At 67.5% G+C, this 13,661-nt stretch carries 13 protein-coding genes; 4 read left to right on the top strand and 9 right to left on the bottom strand.

The genetic code is table 11. The annotated features are described in order from the left end of the window. Positions 1–564: 564 nt before the first annotated feature. Entirely contained in the window at positions 565–1,218 is a 654-nt protein-coding gene (locus BM337_RS13225) for a twin-arginine translocation signal domain-containing protein (protein ID WP_143117723.1), read from the top strand. Positions 1,219–1,299: 81 nt separating this feature from the next. Here BM337_RS13225 and BM337_RS13220 read toward each other — a convergent pair whose 3' ends face one another. Next, on the bottom strand, positions 1,300–2,322 hold the full coding sequence (locus BM337_RS13220; RefSeq protein ID WP_089817060.1) for an AI-2E family transporter: 1,023 nt from the start codon (positions 2,320–2,322) through the stop codon (positions 1,300–1,302). Between the two features lie 154 nt (positions 2,323–2,476). Here BM337_RS13220 and BM337_RS13215 point away from each other — a divergent pair, with 154 nt between their 5' ends. Beyond that, positions 2,477–3,283, top strand: a complete 807-nt coding sequence (locus BM337_RS13215; RefSeq protein WP_089817059.1) for an aldo/keto reductase — start codon at positions 2,477–2,479, stop codon at positions 3,281–3,283. A gap of 10 nt (positions 3,284–3,293) precedes the next feature. Here the strand turns inward: BM337_RS13215 and BM337_RS13210 are convergent, their stop codons facing one another. The 3 genes from BM337_RS13210 to BM337_RS13200 form a co-directional block, all read right to left on the bottom strand. After that, positions 3,294–5,033, bottom strand: coding sequence for a Rieske (2Fe-2S) protein (locus BM337_RS13210; protein ID WP_089817202.1), 1,740 nt, complete (start codon positions 5,031–5,033; stop codon positions 3,294–3,296). A gap of 86 nt (positions 5,034–5,119) precedes the next feature. Continuing rightward, positions 5,120–5,674 carry a hypothetical protein gene (locus tag BM337_RS13205; RefSeq protein ID WP_245778663.1) on the bottom strand — a complete coding sequence of 185 codons (555 nt, stop codon included), beginning with the start codon at positions 5,672–5,674 and terminating at the stop codon, positions 5,120–5,122. Between the two features lie 166 nt (positions 5,675–5,840). Beyond that, the gene (locus BM337_RS13200) at positions 5,841–7,724 is read right to left on the bottom strand and encodes an outer membrane protein assembly factor BamB family protein (protein WP_177227482.1); all 1,884 of its coding nucleotides are present in this window, start codon (positions 7,722–7,724) and stop codon (positions 5,841–5,843) included. 286 nt (positions 7,725–8,010) lie between these two features. Here BM337_RS13200 and dnaJ point away from each other — a divergent pair, with 286 nt between their 5' ends. After that, a complete protein-coding gene (gene dnaJ, locus BM337_RS13195) occupies positions 8,011–9,150 on the top strand; it encodes a molecular chaperone DnaJ (RefSeq protein WP_089817056.1) in 1,140 nt (379 codons plus the stop codon). Here the strand turns inward: dnaJ and BM337_RS13190 are convergent, their stop codons facing one another. Both BM337_RS13190 and BM337_RS13185 read right to left on the bottom strand, forming a co-directional pair. Next, the gene (locus BM337_RS13190; protein ID WP_089817055.1) at positions 9,151–9,456 is read right to left on the bottom strand and encodes a MazG nucleotide pyrophosphohydrolase domain-containing protein; all 306 of its coding nucleotides are present in this window, start codon (positions 9,454–9,456) and stop codon (positions 9,151–9,153) included. 96 nt (positions 9,457–9,552) lie between these two features. After that, positions 9,553–10,605, bottom strand: a complete 1,053-nt coding sequence (locus BM337_RS13185; protein ID WP_089817054.1) for an NAD(P)-dependent alcohol dehydrogenase — start codon at positions 10,603–10,605, stop codon at positions 9,553–9,555. Between the two features lie 168 nt (positions 10,606–10,773). Between BM337_RS13185 and BM337_RS13180 the strand changes: the two genes are divergently transcribed. Next, positions 10,774–11,526 (top strand): class I adenylate-forming enzyme family protein, encoded by a 753-nt coding sequence (locus tag BM337_RS13180; RefSeq protein WP_089817053.1) that lies wholly within the window; start codon positions 10,774–10,776, stop codon positions 11,524–11,526. A gap of 83 nt (positions 11,527–11,609) precedes the next feature. Here BM337_RS13180 and BM337_RS13175 read toward each other — a convergent pair whose 3' ends face one another. From BM337_RS13175 to BM337_RS13165, 3 genes are all read right to left on the bottom strand, one after another. Continuing rightward, positions 11,610–11,801: a DUF7333 family protein gene (locus BM337_RS13175; RefSeq protein ID WP_089817052.1), complete on the bottom strand. Its 192-nt coding sequence runs from the start codon at positions 11,799–11,801 to the stop codon at positions 11,610–11,612. 38 nt (positions 11,802–11,839) lie between these two features. Then, on the bottom strand, positions 11,840–12,583 hold the full coding sequence (locus BM337_RS13170; RefSeq protein WP_089817051.1) for a hypothetical protein: 744 nt from the start codon (positions 12,581–12,583) through the stop codon (positions 11,840–11,842). Positions 12,584–12,704: 121 nt separating this feature from the next. Continuing rightward, complete coding sequence (locus BM337_RS13165) at positions 12,705–13,541, bottom strand: aldo/keto reductase (RefSeq protein WP_394327767.1); 837 nt, start codon at positions 13,539–13,541, stop codon at positions 12,705–12,707. Positions 13,542–13,661: the final 120 nt, after the last annotated feature.

Below are 13,661 nucleotides of genomic sequence, written 5' to 3'. Positions count from 1 at the left end.
GGTGCAACGCACCTTTCGTCATCACGAGAGAGCTCCGCTCTCTCGGACGACAGCGTAGCGAGCACGTCTTCCGGTGTCTGCGCGAACGCAGTGAGCGCAGGCCCGTCAGAGCGGAGCTCTGGCGGAGTCTCGAAAAGCAAGCGAAGCGAGCCTTTTCGAATTGGAGGACGAGGACTGAAAGGACGAGTCACTCTCGTCGGCTCGATAGACGACCGTTGGGAGCTTTTGTAGTTACCGTCGGCTCGATAGCCGAACGAAGCGAGCGTTTGCAGTTACGTTCGTCATCGAATTCGAGCCGAGCTACCGAACGGCTCGTCGCGGCAGGGGGTTTGCTGTCGGGCTGGCGATTGGCCACAAGTTCGGAGAAAACTGGCCAGCGATAACGCCGCGCTATCAGTGGAGCGGGAGTCCTAGCGCGTGAGGCGACGGAACACAGGACGAGATAACGATCGGGTAACGGCCGCGAGGAGCGCCTACGCTCCAGCTAGCGAAGCCGCGACGGACGAACGGTCTCGGTCCTTTTCCAGTCTCAGGGACCTATCTACAGGTCCCGAGAGGGATACTATGACAGAGAACGAGTCACTAGTCGACAGTATCGTCGGCGACGAGACGCGCCGATCGTTCCTCAAGAAAAGCGCGGTCGCGACGGCCGGCCTCGCCGCCGCCTCCGGCGCCGCGAGCGCACAGGACGGTGGCGACGACGACTTCGGCGACCTGGACGACAACTGGAAGGGGCTCGTGTTCGTCGACAACTTCCACCCCAACGCCCGGTTCACGTTCGTCTCCGGCGTCGTCGAGTGGACGCCGAACTACGGCGACGTGACGGACAGCTGGTTCTCCGAGTACAACACGCGGATGATCCGGTGGCTCAACACCGACGAGGTCGTCCCGCTGTTCGTCGCCCACGACGCGGAGGTCGGCGAGTACGACGACGATCTCGGGTTCGTGACCGACGCGGACGACGACCAGAACCAGCCACAGCTGTTCGAGATGAACCGCGAGTGGACGCCGTTCGGCGACAACGAACGGCTCGTCACGGTGAACGTCAGTCCGGTCGGCGAGGACGAAGAGGACCAGATCCTCGAGACCGAGGACTGGTGGCAGACTGACGGTGACGGGCAGACCGGCGGCGGGACCGAGACGCCCGGATCGCCGACCGGAACCGGGACGAACGGAACGAACGGAACGAACGGGACGAACGGGACGAACGGGTCCTGAGCGCCGGACCGGGACGAAGCGGCGTGGCGTCGACTCTACTTTTTATCGGGCCCAGGTGAGTTCCGGGCGTCATCGGACCCCTCAGGTCAGTTCGGGGAGTATCTCGCGCGCGAACGTGGTGAAGAAGACGAGGACGACCGGCCCGAAGAACACGCCATACCAACCGAACGCGACAGCGCCGAGGACGTACGTCAACAGCACGAGGCCCATGTTCAGTTCGCCCTTCGAGAGGTACGAGCGGACGATGAAGTCGGGGAACCAGTCGAGGGCGACGGCCGCGACGAGGAAGAACGTGACCGGAAACCACAGCGGGGTCGTCGCCGTCGTCTGGCTGCGCCAGACGAGGAAGGCGGTGTAGGGGAAGTAGACGGCCTTGATCCCCACAGCGGGGACGATAGTGGCGACGCCGACCAGGAGACCGAGCAGGACCGGGAAGGCGACGCCGGTGCCGGCCGGGGCGAGCAGGTCGAGGCCGTAGAACACCGTTATGGCGATCAGTCCCGTCGCCCCGATGGTGACGAGGTTGCCGGTGTATATCGTGGTCAGGTGGTCGTCGACGTGTTCCACGAACCGGACGGCTGTCTCGTGGTCGGCGAACGTCGCCCGGAACCAGCCGGCGATCTTCCTGTCGTCGCGGAGCAGGTAGAAGGCAACGGTGACGATGACGAACAGGCGAAGGGCCCAGTTGACCAGGGCAGTCGTGAGTTCCGTGACGCGCGAGACGTTGTTCCGGAGGAGCCCGAAGACGCCGCCGTCCGCCGCGGTCAGCGAGCTCACGTACGGTTCGACCGCGACACGGAGTTGCTGGAGGTTCGCAGCGGCGAGGAACTGGTCGAACTGCCGGACGCCCACCACTGCCGCGTATCCGACGACGAGGAGGACCGGAACGCCCACGAGCAACACCGTCGCCGTCGCCGCGACGTCGGGGTGGTCGAACCGGTCCTCGAGGCGGCGGTGGACGGGCCGCATCGCGTAGTAGAGGAACAGCCCGACGACGAGGGCGCCGAAGAAGGCGTACAGGACGAATCCGACGAAGCCCGCGATCGTCAGGCCGACGACGACCCAGGCCGCTCGTTCCTGGCGGCCGGTCAGCAGTGACCCCATGCCTGTTATTGGGACCAGACGGGGAAAACCGCCGTGACTGTTGACAGCTTCGGCGCGGCCGGAGACGGGAGCACAGACCGGTTCAGGCAATCGGATCAGTACGGGGATCGGATAGATAACAACACCCATTGTTCTTCGGATGGACCCCGTACGTATGACGCAGCTACCACCTGTCGGCATCGGGACCTGGGAGAACACGGGCCCGGAGGAGTGCGCCGAGAGCGTCAGGACGGCCCTGGAGATCGGGTATCGCCACGTCGACACGGCCGAGGCCTACGGCAACGAAGAACACGTCGGCGAGGGTATCGCACGGACAGGCATCGACCGCGAAGAGGTGTTCCTTGCGACGAAGGTTCACCACGAATCGACGGGGCTGGGGTACGACGACGTGACCGAGACGGCCCGAGCGAGCCTGGAACGCCTGGGCGTCGATTACGTCGACCTGCTGTACGTCCACTGGCCGCTGGGGAACTACGACCCCGAGGACACGCTGTCGGCCTTCGACGACCTGGTGGCGGAGGGGGTAACCCGCCACGTCGGCGTGTCGAACTTCGAGCCACGGCAGGTGGAGACGGCGATGGACGTCCTGGACGAACCGCTGTTCGCGAACCAGGTCGAGATGCACCCGCTGCTCCAGCAGGACGACCTGGTGAGTCACGCACAGGAGCACGACTACTATCTGGTGGCGTACTCGCCCCTGGCTCGCGGCGACGTGTTCGACGTCCCAGAGGTACAGGACGTCGCGGCGAAACACGGCGTCAGCGAAGCCCAGGTCAGTCTCGCGTGGCTGCGGTCGAAGGAGAACGTCGTCGCGATTCCGAAGGCGACGACCGAGGACCACGTCGCCGACAACTGGGCCAGCCAGAACCTGCGACTCGACGAGGAGGACCTCACTGCCATCGACGGCATCGAACGCGAAGACCGCCACGTCGAGTACGACGAGGCCCCCTGGAATCGGTAGTGTCCGCGTGCTACGACTCTCCGTGGATCGACTCGCCCCGGTGGAGCCGTCTGGCGATGGTGAACGTCTGTTCTCGCTCGCGGCGGGTCGGGGAGTGCGCAGACAGGTACCGCGCCGTCGCTACCAGCGGTAGTCGACGTTCGCGCTCGGTCTCGGCGGCGTCGAACAGCCGGAAGGCCGCCTCGACGTTCTGGAGCGTGTGAAAGCCCGCGTCCTCGCGCAGGAGCCCCTCGCCGAGCGTCTGTTTCAGATCGGTCGCGTCGCCACCGGCCTCGAAGTGGCCGTCGACGAGCCGTGCGGCCTCCTCGACCTGCCCCTGTTCGTCGAACGTCGCGAGCAACTGTTCGCGAATCGACTCGGGGTCGTTCTCTCCGCCGCCGTCGCCGACGTCGGGAATCGGCGCGGCGGGCTGGTTGAGGAACCGGTCGAGGTACACCGCCATCGCGCCATCGAAGCAGGCCCGGTACACCTCGACGGCGTCGGTGCGCCGGGAGAGCTGGTAGACGGCGTTGGCGTAGGTGAACGTGTGGTGGACGGTGTCCCAGTCCGAGAACTCGTTGCTCGTGGCGAACTGGGCGACCCGCCGGGTCGCCGCGAGCGCGACTGTCCGGGAGAGCTGTTCGCTCGTCGCGCCGTCCCGAATCGCGTCCTGGAGTGCGTCGACGATGGCCTCCGGATCGTCGTCGAGGAGCGCGTCGACGAAGCCGTCGGGGCGTTCCCAGACAGCGCCCTCGCCCGCGGCGACAAGGTCGTCGAGCGACTCGAACGCGTCGAAGCAGAGTGCGGCGACGTCGATCGGCTGTCGCCAGGCCGACGTCTCCTCGGCCCGGTTCGCGTCGGTGATCTGCGGCACGACCGACGCGAGCACGTCCTCGGCGTGGTCCCAGCCGAGGTGTTCCAGCGTCTCGAAGGCCTTGTTGGCGAAGTCGAGCGTGTGGCCGGCGTTGACGTACAGGTGGTCCGTCACGGCGGCGACGACGATCTCGGCGACGTCCTCGGGCGGGAGGATATTCGCCGCCGTCCTGATGCAGCGCTCGGCGCCGTCCTCGTCCCTGACTTCGCACGTCTCGCGGAACCAGGACTTCAGGCGCGCCTTCGACAGACCCGCGTTGCCGAGTTCGTACTGGGCAAACCGCGGCGGCTCGCCGGCGCAGTCGTCCGCCACCGAGCCGATGCCGACGTACAGCGCCCGCAGTTTCTCGGCGTGGGCGACGTCGTCGTAGAGGTTCGCCATCGCGGCGAGCGTCGTCAGCCCGCGGCCCCAGCCGGAGGACCGGTACTTCGTCCCGAAGGTGACGGCCGTCTCCAGCGGTATCACGAACCCCTCGCCGAGCGAATCCAGATTGATGACGCTCTTCGCGACGACGAGGCCGAGGTTCTCGCCCATGCCGTCGACGAGTCGATTGCGCCAGCGCGTGACAGGCGGGACGTCCGGTTCGGGGTCCGGGTCGAGGTACACCTGGCCGTCTCGTACGTCGGTGGGGAACGTCTGGACGTCGTCGGCCCAGACGTCGAAGGTGTCGCCGCAGGCCAGTTCGAAGCGGGCGTGGTGCCAGTGACACGTCAGTAGCCCGTCGTCGACGGTCCCTTTCGAGAGGGGGAATCCCATGTGGGGACAGCGGTTGTCGACGGCGTACACCTCGCCTTCGTGGTGGAACAGTGCGACCGCGTGCCCGCCCGCCGAGACGACGTCGCGGCCCGCCTCGCGCAACTCGTCTGCATCGGCGACCGGAACGTACTCCGTTGCCATGTGTTCACAGACGTCTGGGACGCCCAAGAGCGTTCCCTGAACGCCGATTTAGTAAGAAATCTGTCACCAGGGGCGGTGTCGACCGCTCACGACCCCGCAGACACCGTCACCGTGTCCAGCGTCGTCGTCACCTCGCCGGGCGCACCGAGCGGTCGGCCCCGCCAGACCACGGCGGCGGTGTCGCCGTCGTCCAGTTCGAAGCCGACCGTGGCGTCCCCGTCGAAGGCGTTGCCGTCGTCGTCGCTGTCGACCGAGGGGTCGTCGACGGCGATACTGTCGCCGGATTCGACGGGGTAGGCCGCGACGGCGTCGCCGCCGTCTGCGACCCAGGTCACGTTCTGCGCGCTCTCGCCGTCGGCGTCGGTGACGACCACGACGAGTGACGACGTCGGGCCGTCCTCGATTGCGTCACCGCCAGCGTGCTGGAGCGTCAGCGTCCCAGTCGTTTCGTCGTAGGAACCCGAAAACGTCGCGTCGGGCGGTGACGCCGCGATCAGCCCGGGCTGGAGGACGATGGCGACGGCGAAGCCGGTTGCGAGGAGTACCAGGAACCAGGCGGCCACGCGCTCGGCGCCGACCGCACCACGTACGTCGTCGGAGAGACTCGCCCGCATCACGTCGACCTGACTCGCGGCTGGCACGTAAAGCCTCGTTGTTCGACCGCAGACCGCCGGGCGCCGGACGCGACGACCGAACGTTCGACTGTCGAGGCGGGCCAGCCGTTCCAGTCGGATCCGCTCATAGTGGTGGCTGTAACTTTTTACCGGCGTTCGGCCGAACCCCGGTACGGGCTTACAACCACCACTATCAGGCGTCGTCGGCCATCGTCGAGACGCTCACCGACGCAGTGTCGGTCGCCCCCTGCGTGTCGACGACGCGCAGCGACACCGTCAGCGTCTCCTCCCTGCATTCCTCGCCGAGAACGACCGTCTCGGCGTCGCCGCGTTTCTCGAACTCGCCGTCGCCGTCGAGGTCCCACTCGTAGCGCTCGACGCCGGCATCGGCTTCCGATGGCTCGGCACTGAACGTCACCTCGTCCATCAGGGCGAAGTCCCTGCGCTCGGCGTCGGCGGGGTCCGTCGCGATGCGAGCAGTCGGTCCCGCACACTCGGCGATGTCGACGGTGACTGTGTCCCGCGCGGTCCGGCCGTCGGGGCCTTCCCCGACGACTGCGACCTCGTACGTGCCGGGTTCGTCGTACGTGTGCCGGACGAGTTCGCCGGCAGTTTCGGTCATCGGCTCGGAGGCCCCGGACTCGCCGTCGCCCGTGTCGAAGTCCATCTTCCAGGTGTAGTCGTCCTGGCCGAAGTCGTTCGTCGAACCGGGCCCGGAGGCTTCCCGGATGAACGTTATCTGACTTCCGACGCAGTAGGACTGGTCCGGTCCAGTGCGGAGTTCGACCTCGGGTGCCGGCGGTTCGGTCGACCCTGACGAACCGTCCCCTTCGGTGATCGCGTAGAGGCCGGAGTCCGCGTTCCACACGCCGAGGAACGCCGTACCGCCCGCGACAGTGGGCGGGCAGCGGCCGTCGCTGAAGCCCCCGTCCGGGGCCTGGCCCAGTTGCTCGCCGGACTCGGCGTCGAACGCGAAGACGCCGCCGATGAACGTTCCCACGTACAGCGTGTCCTCGGTCGCCACGAGTTCGGTTCGGCCCCCCGGGTCGCGCTCGGTTTCCCAGACAGTTTGCCACTGCTGTTCGCCAGTCGCGGCGTCCAGGGCCACGAAGGCGCCCCCGTCTCGCAACGCGTAGACCGCTCCGTCCTGAACGACGGGGGAGTCGACGTCCGACGCCGACCACTGCACGTCGCCCGTCGCCGCGTCGAGCGCGAAGAGGTCCCCGACGTCGACGTAGACCGATCCGTCGGACACTGCGGGGGCCGGAGCGCCGCCCGAACGCGCCGCGGGGAACTCGGTCGCCCACTGCCGGTCACCGGTCTCGGCGTCGAGCGCGAACCCGACCGACCGGAGATCGCCGTCGCCGGGGTTCACGCGCGCGCTTGCGTAAACGGTTCCTCCGGCCACTGCCGGCGCCGTGTACGCCGACCAGTCCACCGAATCAGTCGCCGGGTCGAAGCGCCACTGTTCCGTCCCGTCCGCGGCGTCGAAAGCGGTGATCACGTTGTCGTCGGTCGCGGCGTACACCGTCCCGTTCGCTGCTCTCACCGACCCACGGACGACCGCCTCGCTCCGCCACAGCTCCGTGCCGTCCTCCGTGTCCAGCGCCAGCAGTTCTCCGTCGCCGACGAACACGCGACCCTCGTGCACGGCGGGGGTCGTCTCGTGGCGCATGTCGGTCTCGAACTGCCAGCGCGCGGAGCCGTCGCTGGCGTCGACCGCGTGAACGCGACCGCTGTCTCCGATGTCCGAATCGAGCGACGCGAAGTAGAGGACGCCGTCGACCAGTGCCGGGGACGAGGCCAGCCCCCAGGCGTCGACGTCCGTGTAGCTCCACTCGACCTGGAGATCGGTCCGGGGACCGCTCGTCGGGGCAGCGCCGGTGTTCGCTGCGCCGGCCCCGCCCTGGGACCACGGCGCGGCCTGCGAAAAGCCGTCGCTGCCGGACTGTCCGTCTGCGTCGGTCTGGGCGGCAACTCGTTCGAGCGCCCCCGACTGGATTCCAGTGGCGGCGGTCGCGCCGCCGACTGCTGCTGTAACGGCTCTCAGATACGCTCGCCTGTGGAGGTCGACCATACGAAGCGAGATAGCGCGTCCCCCGGGATTACTATCTGACATCTAAGCTACGGATGGAGACTCCTCGTTCACACGACGCCCACGCGCCGCCGTTTCTCGTGAGAACACGGGAGGGAACGGCCGGAGCGCGCCGTTGTTCGTCCCCGTCCCGCGGTTAATACGCCGTTATTATCAGCCGACCAGTTGCCGCGGCACGTCGTCGAACGGCGTGAGCGAACCTGGACGTATCGCACCGGCCGCGACCCGTTCTTTTGAAGTGTTTCAACGAATTACAGTGGGACAACGAATGAGCGAGGACTTCTACGAGGTGCTGGGGGTTTCACGCGACGCCAGCGAAGACGAGATCAAGGACGCGTATCGAAAGAAGGCACAGCAGTACCACCCGGACGTCTCCGACGAGGAGAACGCCGAGGAGAAGTTCAAGAAGGTACAGAAGGCCAAGGAGGTCCTCACCGACGAGGAGAAGCGCCAGATGTACGACCAGGTCGGCCACGAGCGCTTCGAGCAGGCCGAGAAACACGGGGGCGTCGGCGGAGGCGGCGGCCGCGGAGGTGGCGACCCGTTCGGCGGCGCCGGCGGCATGGGTGGGATGCAGGACATCTTCGACCAGTTCTTCGGCGGCGGCGGTCGCGGCCGGAGCGGCCCACAGCAGGGCCAGGACCTGCGAACGACGCTGACCATCGACCTCGAGGACGCCTACGACGGCGTCGAGCAGGAACTGTCGGTCCGCCGACCGGAGACCTGTCCCGACTGCGACGGCCGCGGTCACCCGGCGGACGCCGACTCGCGGACCTGTCCGCAGTGTAACGGCCAGGGCCAGCAGACTCGCGTCCAGCAGACGCCGATGGGGCGCGTCCAGCAGACCCAGACCTGCCGCCGCTGCGAGGGCGAGGGCACGCTGTACGACGAGACGTGTTCGACCTGTCGCGGCGAGGGCACCGTCCGCAACGAGGCGACCCTCTCCGTCGAGATCCCCGCCGGCATCCGCGACGGGCAGACGCTGCGGATGGACGGCGAGGGTGCGCCGGGCGACCGCGGCGCGCGCAACGGCGACCTCCTCATCGAGGTCAGCGTCCGCGACCACCCCGACTTCGAGCGTGACGGCGACGACCTGCGCCACAACCACGCCGTCTCCTTCCCGCAGGCCGTCTTCGGCGACACCGTCGAAGTGCCGACGCTGGACGGCAAGGCGGAGTTCGAGGTCCCCGCCGGCACCCAGAGCGGCGAGGTGTTCCGCCTCGGCGGCAAGGGGATGCCCCACCTCCGCCGGCGCGGCCACGGCGACCTCTACGTCCAGGTCCAGGTCGTCACGCCCGACAGCCTGAACGAGGAACAGCGCGAGGCCCTCGAGGCATTCGCCGAGGCCGGTGGCGAAGAGGTGGAGGTCGAGGAGGGCTTCTTCGAGAAGATCAAGAACTCGCTGTAGTTACTCGCCGCTGCCCGCCGACCCGGTCGTTGTCAGCCGCCGTTCGTACTTTCCTATCGCACCCGCCAGCGCGTCCTCGGCGTCGACGTCGGCCTGTTCACAGAGCGCCAGCAAGGAGAACAGCGCGTCGCCGAGTTCGTCGGCCGATAGCTCGACGTCGGCCGGTTCCTCGCCGTAGCCCGTGGACTCGTTGGCCTCCTTCGCCAGTTCGCCCAGTTCCGACGTCAGGTCGAGGAGGCGGTACGCTATCGGCGATTCGAGGTCGTGTTCGTCCAGAAACGCGGAAACGCGGTCCTGTGCATCCATGCAGGCTCGACCAGCGCCGCCCGCTTTTACGTTGCGGACCGCGGGTGATGCACGCGACGGCCGCACCCGTGGAACGGCGCTCGCTCCCCAACCGGATCACTCGAAGTGGATGAGCGGCTTGATCATTCCGTCTTCCTTCGTGTCCATCATGTCGAAGGCGGTCTCTATCTCCTCGAAGTCGAACTCGTGGGTCGTCAGCTTCGTGGGGTCGACGCGGTCGGTCTCGATCAGCCGGAGCATTCGACTGATCCGCAGGCGACCGCCGGGACAGAGGTCCGTGACGATGTCCTTCTCGGCCATGCCGACGCCCCACTCGACCCGCGGGATGTGACGAAATTCGCCCTCGCCGTGGTAGCCGACGTTCGATATCGTTCCGCCGGGTTTGGTGACCTCGATACAGTCCTGGAGGGTCTCGTCGGCCCCGAGCGCCTCGATAGCGCCGTCGACGCCCTCGCCGTCGGTGAGGTCCATGATCGCTTCGACGGGGTCGACGTCGGCGAAGTCGACGACGTGGTCGGCGCCGTACTCCCTGGCGAGTTCCTTGCGGTTGTCCATCGTCTCGACGGCGATGATCTCACCGGCGCCCAGGAGCGCGGCGCCCTTCGTCGCCATCAGGCCGACGGGTCCCTGGGCGAAGACGGCGACCGTGCCGCCCATCGGGACGGCCGCGTTCTCCGCGCCGGCGAAGCCGGTCGAGAGCATGTCCGCGACGTAGGTCGCCTCGTGGTCGGTCACGCCGTCGGGTACGTGAGCCATGTTCCCGTCCGCGTCGTTGACGTGTGCGTACTCGGCGAACGTCCCGTCCTTGACGTTGGCAAACTTCCAGCCGCCCAGCGCCTCGTTGGACTGAGAGGGGTGTCCGTCCTGGGCCGCAAGCGAGTTCCAGTCCGGCGTGATGGCTCCGACCGCGACGCGGTCCCCCGCCTCGAACTCGGAGACCTCGTCTCCCACTTCGTCGACCACCCCGACGATCTCGTGACCGAGCGTCAGGTCCTCCCGGTCGCCGATCGCTCCGTGGACCGTGTGGCAGTCCGACGTACAGATCAACCCCTTCGTCGGTTTGACGATGGCGTCGTTCGGTCCGGGGGTCGGACGGTCTTTCTCCACGATACCGGTCTCGCCGATCGAACGCATGACGAACGCTTGCATAGCACAGATCGATCGAGCGTTCGACCGCAACTGTCAAAAGAGTAACAGGGTTTGCCGAGTACACGCAGCGTGTGTCGCGAGTGGGAGGTACGAAAGTTGCCACCAGTCGCGGACGAACGGGCGAGACCGATCGTCGCCACTATCTCCCCCGACGGCGAATCTCCGGCCATGCAGACGATCGTGGATCTCGTCGCCGAGGGACGCGAGCGCGAGGGCGCGCTGTTCGAGCCCGCCGAGCGAGCCACCCCCTTCAGCTACCGGGACTTCTGTACGAACGCGTGGAAGGTCGGGAACCTCCTCCGCCACTACGGCGTCCGGGAGGGCGCGCGCGTCGCCATCGTCGCTGGGCCGAAGGCGCCCACGGCCGGGGACGAACCGGGCTGGATCCGCGAGTCCCCCGACGCGTTCCAGGCGTTCCTCGGCGCGGCCCTCGACGGCGCCGTCGTCGACGTGGATCCGCCGGGCGCCGTCGATTCGAAGGTCCTGATCGCCCCGAGCGACTGGATGGACGACTACCAGGCGGGACCGGGCACCAAACCGATCGCCTACGGTGGTCCGCCGGAGGATCCCCGGATCGCCCACCTCGAACGCGAGGCCTGGAGCGAGAACCCGCTCCAGCCCCCGGGCGAGTTCGGGCCCGAAAACGCGGTGCTCGCCGCGGACAGGACCTACACCCACGGCGACCTGCTCGCCGCGAGCCACCGCGTCGTCTCGGAGTTCGACCTGACGGCCGAGGACAGGGTCGCGCTCAGGGCGCCGGTCACCCAGCCCGGAGCCATCGTTGCGGGGTTGCTCGCGCCCATGCGCGCGGGCGCGACAGTTCTCCTCGGGGAGGGAGAAACAGGCACGGTCGCAGTCGCTGCCGACGACGAGGAGGTCCCCGAAGAACGAGTTATTTCGCCGGACGACGCCGCACCGTAGCCCGGCCGACGGCGCACCGTAGGTCAGCCGGCGGTCGGCGGTTGGGCCTGCTCAGTACCCGAAAATTGCTCAGTACCCGAAAATCACTGCGAGCCGCGCGCGCGGTACTCGCCGTGCTTGACGCCGAGCAACAGCGTCAGGAGCATGAACACCAGTAGACCGGGCAGTATCATCATCGTGATCGGGGTCGGCATCCCGCTCGTGAGCGTGCCGCCGGCCAGGATTGCGAACAGGACGACGAACACCGCGCCCGTGACGGTCGTGTTGAACTCCATAGGGGCGAGTTAGCGACGATGCGTGAAAAACGTACCAGTTACTCAGTCGGGCGGACGGCGTCGGCGAGCGTCACCAGCAGGCCGAGAATCCAACCCAGCGGGACGGAGATGCCGAGCCACATCAGCGCGTAGCCGACGCCCTCGATGGAGAAGTTACCGACGAAGAACTCGTAGAGGCCGAGCGGTCGGGCGACGTTGTCGAGCAGGACGTTCGCGAAGTCGCGGCTCCCGGGGAGGATGACGTCACCGATCGCGGGAGAGAACAGCGCCGCGACGACGGGCGGCAGGAAGATGGCCGTCATCGCGAACGGGTAGGACAGGAGCACCGTCGTTCCCCGGCCGCCGACGCGGCGGGTCGCGAGAGCGAGCGCCGCGGAGACGGTCGCCACGCCGCCGGCGGCCGCGATGGCGACGACGCCGCCGGCCGCCACGTCGAGTTGAAACTGTGCGAGCGCCGTCAGCGCGCCCCAGACGACCAGCGAGAGGAGGACGACGCCGACGAGGCCGAGGCGAGTCGCCGTCCCGTCGATGCGCCGCGTCTGGAAGCGGACGACCGCGCCGAGCAGGACGAGCGGGTAGACTATCGCGATGACCGGGACACCGAGGGCCGACCAGGCGCGGTAGAGGAGCATCTGGCCCTGCGTGTTCGGCGTCCACTTGCCCAGGACGGTGTCGTTCGCGCCGCGCTGGCGCGGCCAGACGATCTCCATCCACGTCTCGTGGAGCCGTTGCAGGTCGATCTGTATCCCCCCGACGATACCCGGCTCGTTCCCGACGGACATACGGATTCGTTCGACAGCCCGGCCTTTAACTCTTCTCGCACGGGCACTCTGAGTGACAAAAAGGGAGACGGCGGCGGGATAGAAACGGCCGTCGGCGGGCGGCCGGCGCGTCCGATATCGGTCAGTCCCAGCTATCGGGCCCGAAACCGGGGTTCACCTGCCGGTCGGTGCGGTCGATGCCGTCGATAGCGGCGACGTCCTCGTCGTCGAGCTCCAGGCCCAGGCTGGCCCAGTTGTCGGCGACGTGGTCCCGGCTGGTCGCTTTCGGAATGGCGGTGACGCCCTTCTCGCGGAGCCAGGCGAGGCTGACCTGGGCCTCGCTGACGCCGTGTTTCGCCGCGACGTCCTGGATCTCCGGCACGTCGAGCACCTGCCCGCGGGCGAGTGGGGAGTAGCCGACGAGTTCGACGTCGGTCCCCGCGGCGTACTCGCGGAGCTCCTCCTGTGGAAGCAGCGGGTGCATCTCCACCTGGTTGGCGAAGATGGGTTCGTCGACGGCGTCGCGCGCGGCGTCGAGGTGGTGGGGCTCGAAGTTCGAGACGCCGATGCGGTCGATCAGCCCCCTGTCTTTCAGTTCGGCGAACGCCGACAGGGTGTCCTCGGGGTCGTAGTTCGCCGACGGCCAGTGGACGTACAGGAGGTCCACGGAGTCGACGCCGAGTTTGTCGAGGCTCTCCTCGGTGCTCGAAATCACGTCGTCGTGGGCGTGGTTGTCGTTCCACACCTTCGTCGCGAGGAAGACGTCCTCCCTGGGGACGTCCGCCGCGGCGATGCCGTCGCCGACGGCGGCCTCGTTGCCGTATATCTGTGCCGTGTCGACGTGACGGTATCCCATCTCCAGGGCCGTCCTGACGCTCTCCGCGCACTGCTCCGGATTTTCGTTCTGCCAGGTGCCGAGTCCCAGCATCGGCATCTCCTGTGCGAGCGGTGCGCTCTCGGGGGTCTGTTCGGTAGCCATCACCAGAACCGAAGGGAAGGCGACGAAAAGGGATTGCGGAAGCAGTGGAATAGCGTCAGAGAATTGTTTTTTGCTGCCATTGTCGCGGTAGAGCATCCGGCGAGCGAAGCGAGCCGGTTC

The sequence above is a fragment of the Halomicrobium zhouii genome (assembly GCF_900114435.1).
Taxonomy (GTDB): Archaea; Halobacteriota; Halobacteria; order Halobacteriales; family Haloarculaceae; genus Halomicrobium; species Halomicrobium zhouii.
The sequence above is the reverse complement of the archived record's forward strand: the minus strand, read 5'-3'. Positions and strand labels throughout refer to the sequence as shown.